Below are 16,077 nucleotides of genomic sequence, written 5' to 3' on the forward strand. Positions count from 1 at the left end.
GGGGGGAAGGGGAGGGGGCCGCTCCCCCCTCCCCCTCGTCCGTCAGCCTCCGACGTACCGGGCCAGGTGCTCGCCCGTGAGGGTGTCGCGGCGGGTGATCAGTTCGGCCGGGGTGCCCTCGAAGACGATCTTCCCGCCGTCGTGTCCGGCGCCGGGGCCGAGGTCGATGATCCAGTCGGCGTGGGCCATGACCGCCTGGTGGTGCTCGATGACGATGACGGACTTCCCGGACTCCACCAGCCGGTCCAGCAGCCCGAGGAGATGGTCGACATCGGCGAGATGCAGACCGGTGGTCGGCTCGTCCAGGACATAGACACCGCCCTTCTCCGCCATGTGCACGGCCAGCTTCAGCCGCTGCCGCTCACCGCCGGAGAGGGTGGTCAGCGGCTGGCCGAGGGTGAGATAGCCGAGACCGACATCGACCAGCCGCTCCAGGATCTTGTGCGCGGCGGGCGTCCGGGCCTCGCCGTCGGCGAAGAACCGCTCGGCCTCGGCGACCGGCATCCCCAGCACCTCGCTGATGTCCTTGCCGCCGAGGTGGTACTCCAGCACGGCCGCCTGGAACCGCTTGCCCTCGCAGTCCTCGCAGGTGGAGGCCACGCTCTGCATGATGGCCAGGTCGGTGTAGATCACCCCGGCGCCGTTGCAGGTCGGGCAGGCGCCCTCGGAGTTGGCGCTGAACAGGGCGGGCTTGACACCGTTGGCCTTGGCGAACGCCTTGCGGATGGGCTCCAGGAGCCCGGTGTAGGTCGCCGGGTTGCTGCGCCGGGAGCCGCGGATGGCGCTCTGGTCGACGGAGACCACGCCCTCGCCGGCCGGGATCGAGCCGTGGATCAGCGAACTCTTGCCGGACCCGGCGACCCCGGTGACCACACAGAGCACGCCGAGCGGGATGTCGACATCGACGTCCTGGAGGTTGTTGGCGCCCGCGCCGCGGATCTCCAGGGTGCCCTTGGGCGCGCGCAGGGTCTCCTTGAGTGTGGCCCGGTCGTCGAGGTGGCGGCCGGTGACCGTGCCACTGGCGCGCAGGCCCTCGACCGAGCCCTCGAAGCAGACCGTGCCGCCGCCCGTACCGGCGCCGGGGCCGAGGTCCACGACATGGTCGGCGATGGCGATGGCCTCCGGCTTGTGCTCCACCACCAGCACGGTGTTGCCCTTGTCGCGCAGCCGCAGCAGCAGGTCGTTCATCCGCTGGATGTCGTGCGGGTGCAGTCCGATGGTGGGCTCGTCGAAGACATAGGTGACATCGGTGAGGGAGGAGCCGAGGTGGCGGATCATCTTGACGCGCTGGGCCTCACCGCCGGACAGCGTGCCGGAGGGCCGCTCCAGGGAGAGATAGCCGAGGCCGATCTCCTCGAAGGAGTCCAGGGTGTGCTGGAGCTTGGCGAGCAGCGGGGCGACCGACGGCTCGTCCAGGCCGCGGATCCACCGGGCGAGATCGCGGATCTCCATCGCGCAGGCGTCGGCGATGTTGATGCCCTTGATCTTCGAGGAGCGGGCCGCCTCGGCGAGCCGGGTGCCGCCGCACTCGGGGCAGTCGGTGAAGGTGACCGCGCGCTCCACGAAGGCCCGGATATGGGGCTGCATCGCCTCCTTGTCCTTGGACAGAAAGGACTTCTGGATCTTGGGGATCAGGCCCTCGTAAGTGAGGTTGACCCCGTTGACCTTGACCTTGGTGGCCTCGCGGTACAGGAAGTCCTGCATCTCCTGCGGGGTGAAGTCACGGATCGGCTTGTTCGGGTCGAGGAATCCGGACTCGGCGTAGACGCCGACCGTCCAGACGTTGTCCGACTTCCAGCCGGGGATGGTGAAGGCGCCCTCGGCGATCGACTTGGAGTCGTCGTAGAGCTGGGTGAGATCGATGTCGGAGACCTTGCCGCGGCCCTCGCAGTTCGGGCACATGCCGCCGGTGCGGGAGAAGGTGGCCTTCTCCGCCTTGGCCTTGCCGCCGCGCTCGACGGTGATGGCGCCGCTGGCCCGGACCGAGGGCACATTGAAGGCGAAGGCGCCGGGCCCGCCGATGTGCGGGGTGCCGAGCCGGCTGAAGAGGATGCGCAGCATGGCGTTGGCGTCGGTGGCGGTGCCGACCGTGGAGCGCGGGTCACCGCCCATGCGCTGCTGGTCGACGGTGATCGCGGTGGTCAGACCGTCGAGGACATCGACCTCGGGCCGGGCCATATTGGGCATGAAGCCCTGGACGAAGGCGCTGTAGGTCTCGTTGATCAGCCGCTGCGACTCGGCGGCGATGGTGTCGAACACCAGGGAGCTCTTGCCCGATCCGGAGACTCCCGTGAACACCGTCAGCCGGCGCTTGGGGATCTCGATCGTGACGTCCTTCAGATTGTTCTCCCGCGCGCCGTGGACCCGGATCAGGTCGTGGCTGTCGGCGGCATGCGACTCGGGCGACTGCGAGTCCGTCGTCTTGGCCATGGTCTTTCGTGTCTCCAACTGTCGACGCGAGCGGCCCGCGCGGTCGGGTGCGGCGCGGGCGCGGTCGCGGATGGTCCTTGTTCGCGGGAGTGGCCGGACATGGCCGGGCGCGGTGTCTCCCCGCCGTACGGCCCCGTCCCGCACGGTCTGATCGGTGGTGCCCGGCCTGACGTCGCCTTCGCCGTCCCCCTCCGGCGCCGTCTGTCTGGTTCCGGCCGACTCCGATCGGTAGGCCAGGGTAACCGCAGCCGGTCACCAGGTCGTGTGCTGTGCCCCGGGGTGCCCCTACCTGCCGGTACCGTCGCCCCCTCCTCCCTGCTCGCCCACTCCCCCCGCTCCCCTCACTCTCCCCTCACTGCTTCTGCTGGATGCGGATCATGTTGCCCGCCGGGTCGCGGAACGCGCAGTCGCGGACGCCGTAGGGCTGGTCGGTCGGCTCCTGGACGACCTCGGCTCCGGCCTGGAGCTGGTCGAAGGTGCCGTCCACGTCATGGGTGGCGAGGACGAGGCTGGCGAAGGTGCCCTTGGCCATCATCTCGGTGATGGTGCGCTTCTCGTCCTCGGTGACGCCCGGGTCGGCGCCCGGCGGGAAGAGCACGATGTTGATCTCGGGCTGTCCGGTGGGGCCGACGGTGATCCACCGCATGCCCTCGTATCCGACGTCGTTGCGGACCTCGAAACCGAGGGTGTCCCGGTAGAAGGCGAGGGCCGCCTCCGGGTCGTCGTGCGGCAGGAACGTGGCGTGAATGCTGATGTCCATGCCGTTCACGCTAACCGCGGGCCGGGACCGGCGCTTCTCGATTCCTGACCGGTCTGGTGACCTGCTTGGCGACACAGGACGGGATGCCCTCGGTCGCGCTCTCCGTCCGCCGCCGGTACACGCTGGGCGGCACGCCGACCAGCTCCGTGAAGCGCGTACTGAACGTGCCGAGCGAGGAGCAGCCGACGGCGAAGCAGACCTCGGTGACACTGAGGTCACCGCGGCGCAGCAGCGACATCGCCCGCTCGATCCGGCGGGTCATGAGGTAGCTGTACGGCGACTCGCCGTAGGCCCGGCGGAACGCACGGCTCAGATGCCCGGCGGACATGTGCGCGCCGCGCGCGAGGGCCTCGACATCCAGCGGCTGCGCGTACTCCCGGTCTATCCGGTCCTTGACGCACCGCAGCCGAGCGAGGTCCCGCAGGGACTGATCGGGGGCGGGTCGACTGGTCATGCCGAAATACTACGACCGCGCACTGACATCCGCCCTGACCTGCGACTTCCCCTCCGGGGCCCACCATGACCCCCGGCCTCGACCCCGACCCCGGCCGCCCGCCCGGCGGAGCTGCGGGGCGGGATCCGGGCCGGGGCACGACGCGGCGCCGGACCCCGCCCCGGGGGTCGCCGCACCTGGTGATCCCGGGAGCGGCGGCATGAGTCCCCGGCCGACCGGTCGGCAGCGGCTGAGTCCCCTCCCTGACGCCGGTCCGTCCCGGGCGCGGGAGTGCCGTGTGCGGCTGAGTCCCCCTCCCTGGCGCCGGTCCGTCCCATGCGCGGGAGTGCCGTGTGCGGCGGTGTCCCGATCAGCCGCCGATGACACCCTCTCCCGGAGCCTCGCGGCAGCGACCGCACACCTCGGTGACTCGACCGGCCCTCACCGAATCCGGCTCCAGGCGGCGAGTAATGTCGCCCGCCCGGTCACCCCCGGGTCAACCCCCGGTCAGCCCTCCCTCCGGCTCCACCCCCGCGCGCCTCCCACCCCCCACCCCGTACCGGATGAACCACTCCGTCCCCAGCAACCGCCGTCGCCCCTCGGGCGGCTGCGCGGCGACGACGCCCGGAAAGGCGCCGCGGGCGACCTCGCTGCGGTGGGACAGGATCGCCGCGGTCTTCCGGGACAGCCAGGGGGTGACATCGACGGCCGCCGTGACCTGCTCGTCGGGCACGCTGTGGCGCGACTTGCGCTCCCCCAGGGCCGCCCGCACGGCGGGGACGGCGGAGTGCGGGTGGGTGGCGCAGTAGAGGGCATCGGGCCGCCAGGGCTCACCGGCGTCCGCGTAGAGCCCCGGCAGACCCGCGGCCTGGGCGGCCAGCACGGTGACCCGGTGGGTGTGCACGTGGTCGGGGTGACCTGGCAGCCCTCCATAGGCGTCATGGGTGACGACGATCTCGGGGCGCACCGCGCGGATATGGGCCACCAGCCGCCGTACGACGTCGTCGAGCGGGGCGTCCAGAAGGCGGGCCGCGCCGGGTGACGACTCCGGGACCCGGGCGTCGGCGTAGCCGAGGAGACGGGGCTCGCCCGCGCCCAAGTGCCGCAGGGCATCGGCCAGTTCGGCGGCGCGGCGGGTGCCGGGCGCCCAGGTGGCGGTCACGACGGCGGTGCGCGCGCCGGAGTCGGCGTGCCGGGCCAGCACTCCGCCCGCCGACAGGGACTCGTCGTCGGGGTGGGCGAAGACCGCGAGCAGGCTGGGCAGCGGCATGGGCGGGGTCCTTCCGGGGACGGCGGGGGCGCTGCAACCGGCCACCCGTACGGGCCCGGCCGCGCGCTCTCCTCTGAATATGCCTCGCCATGCCCCGGTCAACAGGCTATGCTCGCCCGCGATGATGACTCTCTCCCGTATCAGATTGGGGGTCCCGTCCACGCAAGGTGAGTGCTGATGCTCACCGACCGCAGGGACGAGGATTCCCGGAACTCCTTCTGGCCGCGCGTGCGCGAGTTCGCCGTGCCGCCTTCCATGATCGAGACAGCGACCGCCCGGCGGCTGGCCGGGGACTGGGCGGGGGCGTGTGCCGCCGCGCGGGTCGATGCCGATCTCCATGTCCGCTCCCTCACCCGTTCCCACGGGCGGGACTTCACCGCCCGACTCCGGGACGATCTACGGCACTTGGCGCCCGATCTGCTGCGCTGGCACATGCCGAGGATCGCGCCCGACGGGGTGCTCCGCCCCGGACTGACCGTCGCCCTCGCGCGCTACGCACCCACCCCGCTGTATCTCGTGGCGCGTACCGTGCCCGCCTGGGCCGACTCCGGTCAGCGGATCAGTCTCGCGGTGTGGGACTCTTCCGGCGCCGATGACGGCGTCGCCGGAGGAGCCCCGCACCACGCCCACCCTCACCCCCGCCCGCACCCGCGGTTCCGGCTGGATCTGCACCGGCATCTCTGGGATGCCCGCAGGGCCGGTGAGCTGGCCGTCCGGTCGGCGCAGGGGGTGACCGGCGCCGGATACGCCGAAGCGCTGCGGGGCGTACCCGGGGCGCACCGGCTGGCGGTTGGCCGGTGGGCCGCCGAGGCCCGGCTGCTGCTCCGGGCTGAAGGGCGGCGGGACGACGAGGCGGTGCTGGTGCGGGCCGGTGGCCGGCACCGGTTCCTCGTGGACACCGGCGGCCGGGTCGATCCCGTCGGGTCGGTGCGGGGCGGCGTGGACGTCCCGGTGCTGCCGGACGCCGCGGTCTGGGTGCCGCCCGACGCGGAGTTGCTGCGCGCGGGCGTGATCGACGCCGGGCGGCTGCATCCGCTGGTCGCCGCCGCCCTCGCCCCCGGGCGGGTGCGGTCGACCGGGCCGCCCGGCCGGGACGCCGGGCCCCGGCGGGTGGAGTGCCGGGGCGCGTCGCATCGGCTCGCGCAGGTCGACGGGGTACTCGTACCGCTCGACCACGGTCCGGACGAGATCCGGCGCGAGGAACTGCTCGCCGAGCTGACCGGCACCCCCCTGCCCTGCCTCCAGGCCATCGACCGGGCCCATCGCCACCCCGACTGTCTGGACGACGTACGGGAGCGGCTGCGTCACGGGGATCTCGACGGGGCGCTGACCGTCGTGGAGGACCTGCTCGGCCGGGCCGCCTCCCTGCGGGACGGGGCACTGCGCGAGGCGCTGGAGTCGGCGGCACGGCAGCGGATCGCCTACGGGCTGTTCCGGGCGGGCCTCAGTGATCCCCCGGAGTCGTCACGCCCGCCGCGGCGGCCCCGGACTCCGGCCCGGGACGATCGCCGCAGCCGCCCGCGCCTCGCGCAATCCCACTGACACCAAACCCGCCCAAACCCATCCCACCGAAACCATCCCCTTTCCACCCCGGTGTGCCCGCAGGCGCACCGGCCCGACTCCTCCTGGTGATGCCCCATGTCTGCCTCCGCCCCGCCCTCGACCACCGCTCAGCTCGACGTGGCCCAAGAACTGCTGGCCCTGCTGGGCGACACGACCACCGAAACCCGCCCCGATCTCCAGTTGGAGGCCCTGACCCTGGCCGTGGCCGCCGATCTGCCGGTTCTGCTGTGGGGGGAGCCGGGGATCGGGAAGACCGCCGCCCTGCATCAGCTCGCCGCGTCCCTGGAGCTGCCGCTGACCACCGTGATCGCCAGTGTGCACGAGCCGTCGGACTTCTCCGGGCTGCCCGTCGTGGGCGACGACCCGGCGGTGCAGGGTGTCCCGATGGCCCCGCCGGACTGGGCGGTCCGGCTGGTCCGGGAGGGCCGGGGGCTGCTCTTCCTGGACGAGCTGTCCACCGCGCCGCCCGCCGTGCAGGCCGCGCTGCTGCGCCTGGTGCTGGAGCGGCGGGTGGGCGCGCTGCGGCTGCCGCCCGGCATCCGGATCGTGGCCGCCGCCAACCCGCGCGCCTCGGCCGCCGACGGCTGGGAACTCAGCCCTCCGCTGGCCAACCGGTTCGTGCACCTCCCGTGGGTCCATGACCATGAGGTCGTCGTCCGGGGCCTGGGCGGTGTCTGGCCCCGCGCCACCCTGCCCCGGCTCGACCCCGGACGGCTGTCCGACGCCGTCGGTTTCGCCCGGCGCGCGGTGTGCGGGTTGCTGGCCGCGCGGCCCGCGCTGGTGCACCGGCTGCCCGGCACCGAGACCCGCCGGGGCGGCGCCTGGCCCTCGCCGCGCAGCTGGGACATGACCGTGCGGCTGATCGCCTTCGCCACCGCCGCCGGTTCCTCCCGCGAGGTGCTCTCCCTGCTGGTGCGGGGCACGGTGGGCGACGGCCCAGGGCTGGAACTGCTGGCCGCCGTCGACCGGATGGACCTCCCCGACCCCGAGACCCTGCTCGCCGACCCGGGCGCCGCCGAACTGCCCGAGCGCGGCGATCTGCGGCAGGCCGCGCTGGACGCCGTCGTCCAGGCCGTGCGCAACCGGCCCACCCGCGAGCGCTGGGACGCCGCCTGGGCGCTGCTGCTGCGCGCCCTGGAGACCGGCGCCCCGGATCTGCTGGTCGTCCCGGCGTCCACGCTCGCCTCGCTGCGGGAGCAGGACTGGGACGTGCCGCCGGAGATCGACCGGCTGGCGGGCGTGGTCACCCTGTCCCGGCGGGCGGACGAGGTCCGGGCACGGACCGGGGCGGCGGGCCGATGACGGGGGTAGCGGCCCACCCCGCCGGGAGCCCTGGGGCCGGTTCCGACGGGATCGCGCTCGATCTCGACAAGCTCTACACCGCCCGGCTCCACGCCGCCCGCGTCCGCCCCTACCTCGCCACCGCGCTCTTCGCCCTCCATGTGGTCCCCTCCTGGGAGGTGCCGACGATGGGTGTCGACCGCCACTGGCGCTGCTATGTGTCCCCTCGGTTCGTGGACCGGACGCCAGTGGAGGAACTGGCCGGGGTGTGGGTGCACGAGGTGTCCCATCTGCTGCGCGACCACCACGGCCGCAGCGACCGCTACGCCCGGCAACGGGGACTGACCGGTGACGGCGAGCGGCTGCGGATGAACATCGCGGCGGATCTGGAGATCAACGACGACATCTACGGCGACGGGCTGGCCCAGCCCGAGGGGGCGGTCGTACCGAGGTCGCTGGCGCTCGTCGAGGGACTGCTGATGGAGGACTATCTGCGGCGGTTCCGGCTGGGGCGGATGGCGCAGGACTTCGTCTGGCTGGACTGCGGCAGCGGTGCCGACGGCCGGGCCCGGGGGTGGGAACTCGGGCCGGACGGGGCGCACGGGCTCAGCGCCCAGGAGCGGGACGCGGTGCGGTTCCGGGTGGCGCAGGGCATCACGGGCCGCCCCGGGAACACCCCGAAGTCCTGGCGGCGGTGGGCCGAGGAGGCGTTCCAGCAGCCGCAGCCCTGGCGGGAGTTGCTGGGGGCGGCGATCCGGTCGGCGGCCTCCGGCGGCGGCGCCGGGCAGGACTACTCGTACGGGCGTCCCTCCCGGCGGTCGGCCGGGCTGCCCGGGGTGGTCCTGCCGAGTCTGCGGCGCAGACCGCCCCGGGTGTCCGTGGTGATCGACACCTCCGGGTCGGTCAGCGACAGCGAACTCGGCAGCGCGCTGCGCGAGGTGGCCGAGATCTGCCGGGCCGTGGGGGGACGGCGGGACCTGGTGAGTGTGGTGCCGTGCGACGCGGCGGCGCGGGTGGCGCACTCGCTGTGCGCGGCGGAGGGGATCCCGCTGGTGGGCGGTGGCGGGACCGATCTGCGGGCGGGGTTCACCAGGGCGTTGGGGGTGCGGCCCCGGCCGGAGGTGGTGGTGGCGCTGACCGACGGGCAGACCCGCTGGCCGGGCGCGCGCCCGCCGTGCCGCACGGTCGTCGGGCTGTTCCCCCGGTCCCGGCGGCGGCCCGTGGACGAGTCCGACCCGGACTTTGTGCCGACGGGGCCGCCGGAGTGGGCGCGGGTGGTGGAGATCGAATCGGCGGGGTAGCGACACCGGCCGGGGCAAGGGCGGCACTTGAGGCGCCGGTGCCGCCCGCCAACCGCCCCGTGCCCTGCGCCCTGTGCCCTGGGCCGTGGGCGTGCTCGACGCCGCCCCACCCGCGACGGGCGCGGACGACCCGCAGGGTGCCGGTGCCGCCCCCATCAGCCCTGGGCCCCGCGCGCGTCACACCTTCTCCGCCACCCGTCCCTCCCTGCGGCCCCCCGCACCCGCCCGCAGCCGACGCCCTCTGCGGGTCGGGCCCCAGGGCTTCAGAATCGATACGCCGGTCATGAAGAGGTAGGCGGACAGGGAGACGACCGGGCCGAAGAGGACCTCGCCGGTGTCGGGGAGGGGGTGTCCCGCCGCCACGGCGACGACCGCGTCGTTCACGCCGGGACGCAGCGCGAACGCGGTCGCCGTGACGGTGGCGAGGGTCAGCCAGAACTTGGTGAGGACCCAGCGGTGCCGGGCCAGTCCCCAGGGGGTGCCGAGCGCCAGCAGCAGCCCGCTGAGCAGGGTGAGGAACGCGACGGGCAGCAGCAGCCAGTCGGCGAACAGCTTCATGGCCCGGACGGACGCCTCCACCGTCGCCGCATTCCCGGTGGTGGCCGCGGTGACGCCGAGGGCGAGCAGCCCGAGCGAGAGCCCGAGCCAGCCGGCCGAGGCGACGACATGGACGACGAGGGAGGCCCGGCGTGCGGGGCGGCTGAGTTTCACGGGCCCACCGTGCCCGCCACCGGGGGCGCGGGGCATCCGACGGCGGGAGTAAGCGCCCGTACTGGCGTGGGCGTACGCGGCGGGCTCCGGGAAGGCGGACGCGATCGGTTCGCCAGAGCCGTAGGCCGCCCACTCCCAGCAGGCGGACCCGGTCGGCTGGCCGGAGCCGCAGACGGCCCACCCGCAACAGACGGACACGATCAGCCCGCCGGAGCCGCAACCGGCCCACCCCCAGCACGCGAACACGATCGGCCCGCCCAAGCCACAGACAGCCCACCCCAGCAGGCAGACGCGACCGGCCCGCCCAAGCCAGAAACGACCCACTCCCAGCACGCGGCCCCGTCCGACGCGTCGCCAGGCGGCCCCTCCCCCTCACCGCGCGCCGCGCCCGATCCGTCCACCCACAGGACAGTTGTTCCCCCAGCCGGTAACCACCAGCCCCCACCTGCTCCTATGATGCCTGGGTGGTCAACCGTTCCTTCCGTCCCTCCCGCCCCCGTGGGGCCGCCCGGCCATGAGCGTGCGGCGGCGATCCGGATCCGTGGTACTGGGCCTGCTCGTGGCCCTCGCCACGCTCTTCGGCGTGGCCTGTCTGTGCGCCAGTACGAGCGCGCCGAAGGGCCCGCACGCCGGTGTCACGCAGGCCCGGTCCGCCGACCTCGCCACCCTCGCCGACGGCGGCCAGGGCCCCCAGGGTTTCGTGCTCGGGGCGAACGGCCAGGTACTCGATCTGGCCTGTCTCTCCCCAGGTCACCAGCAGTGTGACGGAACACCGGCGGTGGACACCCCGACCACGGGCCCGGTCCCCCAGCCGCAGCCGCTGGGGCTGCCCGCCCGGGTGGCGCCCGGCGAGGCCGGGGCCGCCCCGCCCGCCACCCGGTACGCGCCCCCGCCGCGCCCGCCCGATCTCCATGTCCTGCAAGTGCTGCGCACCTGATACCGGACACCGTCCTTCCACGGTTCCGACTGTTCGACCGGATCCCGCTCCGGCATCCGTCACCTTCCGCTGCACACAAAGGACTTCACCATGGCCTCGGCCACATCCAAGAACTCGAACGACGGCAAGAACCCGGGCCAGGGCAAGCCCGGCAGCAAGGCGGCCAAGGCCGCGTCGCGGCGTGCCCGAATAGAGGAGCAGCGCCGCGCCGAGAAGGCCCGCGAGCGGCGCGGACGCATCATCACCATCGCCGTGTCCACCGTGATCGTGCTCAGCCTGATCGGTGGTGGCTGGTATCTGCTCGACACCGCCAATCAGCAGGAGCAGGAGCAGGCCGCCCCGGTCGAGGGCGAGCAGACCTGGGACGACCTCAGCCAGAACCATGTGGAGAACGAGGTCGACTACCCGATGACCCCGCCGGTCGGCGGCGACCACAACGCGGTCTGGCAGAACTGCAACAGCGATGTCTACACCGAGGCCATCGCCAACGAGAACGCGGTGCACTCCCTGGAGCACGGCGCGGTCTGGATCACGTACAACGCCGATGTCGCGGACGCCGACGTCGAGTCGCTGACCGAGACGGTGCAGAGCACCCCTTACACGATGATCAGCCCGTACGAGGGCACCGAGTCACCGATCACGCTGTCCGCCTGGGGCATCCAGCTGGGGGTGACGGAGGCGTCCGACCCGCGGATCGACGAGTTCCTGGAGAAGTACGTCCAGGGCGCCCAGACCCCGGAGCCGGGCGCCGCCTGCACGGGCGGCATCGGCGCCTGACCCAGGCGGCGAGAACACGCCGACAGGCCCCGACGGCGGCAACACCTTCGACAGACCCCGACAGACCCCGACCGGCCGAACAGGCCCCGGCAGCCAGGCCCCGCGCCCGGCCGCCGGGGCCTGTCCCGTCCGTGCCGCCCCCCCGCCCCCACGCCCACCCCCACCCCATCTCCTAATCTACTTAGGACATACCATGGCGGAGTCCGGCCCGCCGTCCAGCGAAAGAACGCCCCATGCGCACCCCGCTCCGCTCCCTCGCCGCCGCTGCCGCCACCGGGGTCGCCCTCGCGGTCACCCTCACCGCCTGCTCGTCCGGCACCGGCACCGGGGCGGACGCGGACCCCGCCGAGGTCACCGTCAGCCATGTGCACGGCCTGGGCATCGACCCGGCCGACGGGCTGCTGTACGTGGCGACGCACGAGGGGGTGGTGGCCGTCGACGAGGGCGGCGGGGCCCGCCGGGTGAGCGACAAGGCCGACTACATGGGCTTCACCGTCGCCGGGGCGGGCACCTTCCTGGGCAGCGGCCATCCGGCGCCGGGCGGCGACGGCCCCGGCAACCGGGGGCTGATCGAGTCCACCGACTCCGGCACGACCTGGCGCACCCGCTCCCTGGCCGGCACCACCGACTTCCACGCCCTCGAATACGCCCACGACACGGTGTACGGCTACGACAGCACCAACGGTGTCCTGCGGGTCAGCGCCGACCGCACCACCTGGGACACCCGGGCCGAACTCGCCGCCCTGGACATCGCGGTCAGCCCCGCGGACCCGGAACTCGTCCTGGCCACCACGGAGTCCGGGATCGCCCGCAGCACCGACGGCGGACGCACCTTCACCGAGGGCTCCGCCCCCGTCATGGGCTTCCTCTCCTGGCCCCGCGCCACCGTCCTGTACGGCCTCGACCAGTCCGGCGCCCTGCACCGCAGCGCCGACGGCGGCGCGAACTGGACCCCGTCCGGCACGGTCCCCGGCGGCCCCCCGCAGGCACTGACCGCCGTGGACGCCGACCGGATCCTGGCCGCCACCCAGGACGGGGTCTACGAGTCCCGCGACGGCGGCAGGACCTTCACCGCACGCCTCCCGGTCTCCGGCACGGCCCACTGACCCACCCGGCCCCGCACAACCTCCCTCCGCCCCGCACGTCCTACTTCCCGGGAGGGGATCCCGGGAACGGATCCGATCCCGGGGGGTGCGTATGAGCGTCGAGAAGCAACTGGCCCACTTTCTGCGGGCGCTGGCGACCGGCGACCGCTGGCAGCGGGCCGCGGCGGCGAAGGGCCTCGGCGCGCTCGGGCGGCCCGAGCACGCGCCGGTGCTGGTCGCCTCGGCCGCCGACCCGGCCCCGGAGGTGCGCGAGGGGGCGGCGGCCGGACTGGCCCGGCTGGGCGTGCCGGAGGCCGGGTACGCGGTGCTGCCGGGCCTGATGGCCGACCGGGACCCCTGGGTACGGCGGCGGGCCTCCCTCTCCGCGGCCCGCCTCGGTCTGCGCGGCCCGCGCGTCCGGGACGCCTTCACCGCTCTGCTCCAGGACCCCGATCACCATCTGCGGATCAACGCCCTGGACGGGCTGCGGGCGTTCGGTGTGCCGGGGGACGCGGCGGGGGTCGTCCGGCTGCTCGGCGACCCGGTGCCCGAGGTGTGGGGCCCGTTCGGCGTGCCGGGGGACGCGGCCGGGGTCGTCCAACTGCTCGGCGACCCGGTGCCCGAGGTGAGGGGCCGCGCGCGGAGCCTGCTCCACGACCACCGGGACGACCCCGCCGTCGACAAGGCTCTGCTGGACGCCGCCCGGTGGGGACCGGAGCTGGTCCGGGTACGGGCGCTGGAGCTGCTGCCGTCGGAGCGGACCGGGCGGCTTCTCGGCTCGCTGCTGACCGGGCTCGGCGACCCCTCGCCCGAGGTGCGGACGGCGGTCGTCGAGCGGCTGCTGTCCTCGGTGCGGGACGGAACGGCCCCGCCCGGCGCCGTGACGGACGCGCTCTTCGCCGCCCTCGCGGCCGAGCCCCACCCGCGCGTGGCCGCCCGCCTGCTGCACGGGCTCGCCCGCCCCGGTGAGGAGCGCCTCCTCGCCCCGGCCCGGCACCGCCTCGGCGACCCCCGCTCGGGTCCGTCGGCCGTCCACGCGCTCGGCGTCCTCGGCACCCGGGCCGCCGCCTCCGCGCTGCGGACCGCTCTCACCGACCGGACGCTGGACGGCCGGACCCGCGCGGCGGCGGCCGGGGCGTACGGCGGTACAGGGCGCCGGGACGCCGTGCCGCTGCTGCTGGGGCTGCTGGCGGAGGGGGACGGCGAGGTGCGGGCGGGGGCGGTGGACGGGCTCGGGGCGCTGGTGGAGGCGGGAGCCCGGCCCTGGGAGCGGGGGCCGGTGGCGCGGGCGCTGGTGGCATGCCTGGGGTCGGGGCGGGTCGCGTCCTGGCGGACGTACAACGCGCTGCTGGGGCTGGCGGAGGCGCTGCCGGGGCTGCGGGCCTTGGTGGACCGGGGGGCGGCTGCCGCGGCGCCCGCGGACATCCGGGCCGCCGCCCTCGCCCTGCTCGACCCGGACAACGCCACCGACGCGGACTCCGGGCATGATCTGGCGCGGTTCGTACGGGCCCTGGCCGATCCGGACGCCCCGGTGCGCGAGGCCGCGGCGGAGGGGCTGGCGCACACGGTGGCACGGACACGGACGCCGCCGCCGGACGCGGACCGGGTGCGGGAGCGGCTGACGGGGCTCGGGTCGGACGCCTCGCCGGGGGTGCGGGCGGCGGCCGGGGCGGCGCTGCGGGCGCTGGACGACTGCCGGTGACGCGGGCTCAGTCGGGTGGGAAGGGGCCGTCGGCCGCGAAGGCGAGGGCGGCGAAGCGTTCACCGATCCGGCGGTGGGTGGCCGCGTCCGGGTGGAGCTGGTCGGGGAGCGGGAGTTCGGCGGTGTCGGAGGGGCCGTAGAGGGCGCGGCCGTCGAGGTAGTGGAGCCGGGGGTCGTCGGCGGCGCGCTGGGCGACGATCCGGGCGAGGGCGTCGCGGACGACGGTCAGGGTGAGCTTGCCGAGCGGGACCTCGGCCGGGTCGCCCGCGGCGATGAAACGGGCCCGGCCGGTGGCGAGGGCGTCGAGGTCGGGGGCGGTGGGGCCGGGGGTGGTCTCGTGGAGGGGGCAGAGGAGGGGTGAGATCACCAGGAGGGGTGCGGTGGGGTGGCCCTCGCGCAGGGTGTCGAGGAATCCGTGCACCGCCGGGACGAACGCCCGCAGCCGCATCAGATCCAGGTTGACCACATTGATACCGATCTTGACGCTGAGCAGATCGGCGGGGGTGTCCCGCAGGGCGCGGGCGGTGAAGGGGTCGAGCAGGGCCCCGCCGCTCAGCCCGAGGTTGACGAGGTCCACCCCGGCGAGGGAGGCGGCGAGGGCGGGCCAGGTGGAGGTGGGGCTCGCGGCGTCGGAGCCATGGCTGATCGAGCTGCCGTGGTGCAGCCACACCCGGCGGCCCCGGTCCGGCAGGGGTGCCACGGGCGCGTCGGAGCGCAGCGCGAGCAGCTCGGTGACCTCGTTGTACGGCAGCCAGATCTCGATGTCCTTGGGTCCGGGGGGCAGCCCGGTGAGGTGGACGGTGCCGGGCGGGCCGGGGGTGATCTCGGTGGCGCCGGTGGTCATGTCGAGGGTGAGGGTGTTGCCGCCGGTGGCGGTGGCCTGGGCGGTGAGGCGGCCGTCGACGACCAGGTCGTACCGGCCGTCGGGGCGGGGCGGGACGCCGGTGTAGGCGCGTTTGGTGGGGAGGGTGTCGAGGGCGAGGGCGGTGGCGTCGGTGCGCAGGGCGAGCCGTACGCCGGAGGGCTGGGACTCGGCGAGCGCGATCTGGCCGTCGGGGCTCTGGGCGCGGGCGGCGGCGGGCAGCCGGTGCGGCAGCAGACCGCGCGGGGTCCGCTCCAGTTCGAGGGCGCCGCGCACGAGGTCGGCGGTGAGGGGGGTGGTGATCCAGGCGGGGTCGGTGGGGGCGGCGTTCATGGGCGGGTGCCTCGCTCGGTGGGGGTGGGGGCGGGCCAGGTGCGCAGCAGGGCGTCGAGGGCGTCGATGATCCGTTCCCAGGATTCCTGGGAGTCGGGGGCGCTGTGGCTGAAGCCACCGGCGAGTTCCAGGCTGACGTAGCCGTGGAAGACGCTGCCGAGCAGCCGGACGGCGTGGGTCTGGTCGGGGCCGGTGAGGTCGTAGCCGCGCAGGACGGCCCGCATCATCTGGGCGTGGCGGCCCCCGGCGCTCGCGGCGGCCTCCTCGGGGCCGAGCCGGAGCCGGGCGGCGGCGTAGCGGCCGGGGTGGGCGCGGGCGTAGTCGCGGTAGACGTCGGCGAAGGCGGCGAGGGCGTCCTTGCCGGCCCGGCCCGCAAGGGCGTCGGCGCCCCGGTCGGCCAGCTCCTGGAGGGCGTACAGCGCGATCCTGACCTTGAGGTCCTGGGAGTTGCGGACATGCGAGTAGAGGCTGGCGACCTTGACGTCGAAGCGTCTGGCCAGCGCGGACAGGGTGACCTCGGCGAAGCCGACCTCGTCGGCCAGCTCCGCACCGGCCTCGGTCAGCCGTTCCGCCGTGAGTCCCGCACGCGCCATGACTCTCCCCCTCCCGAACACCACTAGCCGAAAACCGAG

14 protein-coding genes are annotated in these 16,077 nt (G+C 74.4%); 7 read left to right on the plus strand and 7 right to left on the minus strand.

Features of this window, described 5'->3' with window-relative positions:
- Nucleotides 1–42 precede the first annotated feature (42 nt).
- The 4 genes from ABZX40_RS20410 to ABZX40_RS20425 form a co-directional block, all read right to left on the minus strand.
- Complete coding sequence (locus ABZX40_RS20410) at nucleotides 43–2,430, minus strand: excinuclease ABC subunit UvrA (RefSeq protein ID WP_355733803.1); 2,388 nt, start codon at nucleotides 2,428–2,430, stop codon at nucleotides 43–45.
- 352 nt (nucleotides 2,431–2,782) lie between these two features.
- The gene (locus ABZX40_RS20415) at nucleotides 2,783–3,190 is read right to left on the minus strand and encodes a VOC family protein (RefSeq protein WP_355733805.1); all 408 of its coding nucleotides are present in this window, start codon (nucleotides 3,188–3,190) and stop codon (nucleotides 2,783–2,785) included.
- 10 nt (nucleotides 3,191–3,200) lie between these two features.
- Nucleotides 3,201–3,644 carry a helix-turn-helix transcriptional regulator gene (locus ABZX40_RS20420; protein WP_355733807.1) on the minus strand — a complete coding sequence of 148 codons (444 nt, stop codon included), beginning with the start codon at nucleotides 3,642–3,644 and terminating at the stop codon, nucleotides 3,201–3,203.
- Between the two features lie 475 nt (nucleotides 3,645–4,119).
- Nucleotides 4,120–4,893, minus strand: a complete 774-nt coding sequence (locus tag ABZX40_RS20425) for a PIG-L family deacetylase (RefSeq protein ID WP_355733810.1) — start codon at nucleotides 4,891–4,893, stop codon at nucleotides 4,120–4,122.
- 177 nt (nucleotides 4,894–5,070) lie between these two features.
- Between ABZX40_RS20425 and ABZX40_RS20430 the strand changes: the two genes are divergently transcribed.
- The 3 genes from ABZX40_RS20430 to ABZX40_RS20440 all read left to right on the plus strand — a co-directional run bounded on the left by ABZX40_RS20430 (nucleotide 5,071) and on the right by ABZX40_RS20440 (nucleotide 9,038).
- Nucleotides 5,071–6,435: a hypothetical protein gene (locus tag ABZX40_RS20430; protein WP_355733812.1), complete on the plus strand. Its 1,365-nt coding sequence runs from the start codon at nucleotides 5,071–5,073 to the stop codon at nucleotides 6,433–6,435.
- A 96-nt stretch (nucleotides 6,436–6,531) separates the two neighbouring features.
- Nucleotides 6,532–7,758 carry a MoxR family ATPase gene (locus ABZX40_RS20435; protein WP_355733815.1) on the plus strand — a complete coding sequence of 409 codons (1,227 nt, stop codon included), beginning with the start codon at nucleotides 6,532–6,534 and terminating at the stop codon, nucleotides 7,756–7,758.
- Nucleotides 7,755–9,038 (plus strand): VWA-like domain-containing protein, encoded by a 1,284-nt coding sequence (locus ABZX40_RS20440; protein WP_355733817.1) that lies wholly within the window; start codon nucleotides 7,755–7,757, stop codon nucleotides 9,036–9,038. Before ABZX40_RS20435 ends, ABZX40_RS20440 begins: the two co-directional genes overlap by 4 nt.
- A gap of 177 nt (nucleotides 9,039–9,215) precedes the next feature.
- Here ABZX40_RS20440 and ABZX40_RS20445 read toward each other — a convergent pair whose 3' ends face one another.
- The gene (locus tag ABZX40_RS20445) at nucleotides 9,216–9,749 is read right to left on the minus strand and encodes a DUF2269 domain-containing protein (protein WP_355733820.1); all 534 of its coding nucleotides are present in this window, start codon (nucleotides 9,747–9,749) and stop codon (nucleotides 9,216–9,218) included.
- 514 nt (nucleotides 9,750–10,263) lie between these two features.
- On the opposite strand from ABZX40_RS20445, the gene ABZX40_RS20450 reads away from it, so the two are divergent.
- The 4 genes from ABZX40_RS20450 (at nucleotide 10,264) to ABZX40_RS20465 (ending at nucleotide 14,250) form a co-directional block, all read left to right on the plus strand.
- Complete coding sequence (locus ABZX40_RS20450; RefSeq protein ID WP_355733823.1) at nucleotides 10,264–10,686, plus strand: hypothetical protein; 423 nt, start codon at nucleotides 10,264–10,266, stop codon at nucleotides 10,684–10,686.
- 90 nt (nucleotides 10,687–10,776) lie between these two features.
- Nucleotides 10,777–11,463: a DUF3105 domain-containing protein gene (locus ABZX40_RS20455; protein ID WP_355733826.1), complete on the plus strand. Its 687-nt coding sequence runs from the start codon at nucleotides 10,777–10,779 to the stop codon at nucleotides 11,461–11,463.
- Nucleotides 11,464–11,696: 233 nt separating this feature from the next.
- Nucleotides 11,697–12,569 (plus strand): F510_1955 family glycosylhydrolase, encoded by an 873-nt coding sequence (locus ABZX40_RS20460; protein WP_355733829.1) that lies wholly within the window; start codon nucleotides 11,697–11,699, stop codon nucleotides 12,567–12,569.
- 91 nt (nucleotides 12,570–12,660) lie between these two features.
- Complete coding sequence (locus ABZX40_RS20465; protein WP_355733831.1) at nucleotides 12,661–14,250, plus strand: HEAT repeat domain-containing protein; 1,590 nt, start codon at nucleotides 12,661–12,663, stop codon at nucleotides 14,248–14,250.
- A gap of 7 nt (nucleotides 14,251–14,257) precedes the next feature.
- On the opposite strand, the gene ABZX40_RS20470 is transcribed toward ABZX40_RS20465, so the two are convergent.
- Both ABZX40_RS20470 and ABZX40_RS20475 read right to left on the minus strand, forming a co-directional pair.
- Nucleotides 14,258–15,445 carry a GDSL-type esterase/lipase family protein gene (locus ABZX40_RS20470; RefSeq protein ID WP_355733834.1) on the minus strand — a complete coding sequence of 396 codons (1,188 nt, stop codon included), beginning with the start codon at nucleotides 15,443–15,445 and terminating at the stop codon, nucleotides 14,258–14,260.
- Nucleotides 15,442–16,038 (minus strand): WHG domain-containing protein, encoded by a 597-nt coding sequence (locus ABZX40_RS20475; protein WP_355733837.1) that lies wholly within the window; start codon nucleotides 16,036–16,038, stop codon nucleotides 15,442–15,444. Before ABZX40_RS20475 ends, ABZX40_RS20470 begins: the two co-directional genes overlap by 4 nt.
- Nucleotides 16,039–16,077 lie beyond the last annotated feature (39 nt).

It is taken from the genome of Streptomyces sp. NPDC004610 (assembly GCF_040609715.1).
GTDB lineage: Bacteria > Actinomycetota > Actinomycetes > Streptomycetales > Streptomycetaceae > Streptomyces.

Coding starts and splice junctions, on each gene's coding strand:
- ABZX40_RS20410 (WP_355733803.1), bottom strand. CDS start 2,430: ATGGCCAAGACGACGGACTCGCAGTCGCCCGAGTCGCATGCCGCCGAC.
- ABZX40_RS20415 (WP_355733805.1), bottom strand. CDS start 3,190: ATGGACATCAGCATTCACGCCACGTTCCTGCCGCACGACGACCCGGAG.
- ABZX40_RS20420 (WP_355733807.1), bottom strand. CDS start 3,644: ATGACCAGTCGACCCGCCCCCGATCAGTCCCTGCGGGACCTCGCTCGG.
- ABZX40_RS20425 (WP_355733810.1), bottom strand. CDS start 4,893: ATGCCGCTGCCCAGCCTGCTCGCGGTCTTCGCCCACCCCGACGACGAG.
- ABZX40_RS20430 (WP_355733812.1), top strand. CDS start 5,071: ATGCTCACCGACCGCAGGGACGAGGATTCCCGGAACTCCTTCTGGCCG.
- ABZX40_RS20435 (WP_355733815.1), top strand. CDS start 6,532: ATGTCTGCCTCCGCCCCGCCCTCGACCACCGCTCAGCTCGACGTGGCC.
- ABZX40_RS20440 (WP_355733817.1), top strand. CDS start 7,755: ATGACGGGGGTAGCGGCCCACCCCGCCGGGAGCCCTGGGGCCGGTTCC.
- ABZX40_RS20450 (WP_355733823.1), top strand. CDS start 10,264: ATGAGCGTGCGGCGGCGATCCGGATCCGTGGTACTGGGCCTGCTCGTG.
- ABZX40_RS20455 (WP_355733826.1), top strand. CDS start 10,777: ATGGCCTCGGCCACATCCAAGAACTCGAACGACGGCAAGAACCCGGGC.
- ABZX40_RS20460 (WP_355733829.1), top strand. CDS start 11,697: ATGCGCACCCCGCTCCGCTCCCTCGCCGCCGCTGCCGCCACCGGGGTC.
- ABZX40_RS20465 (WP_355733831.1), top strand. CDS start 12,661: ATGAGCGTCGAGAAGCAACTGGCCCACTTTCTGCGGGCGCTGGCGACC.
- ABZX40_RS20470 (WP_355733834.1), bottom strand. CDS start 15,445: ATGAACGCCGCCCCCACCGACCCCGCCTGGATCACCACCCCCCTCACC.
- ABZX40_RS20475 (WP_355733837.1), bottom strand. CDS start 16,038: ATGGCGCGTGCGGGACTCACGGCGGAACGGCTGACCGAGGCCGGTGCG.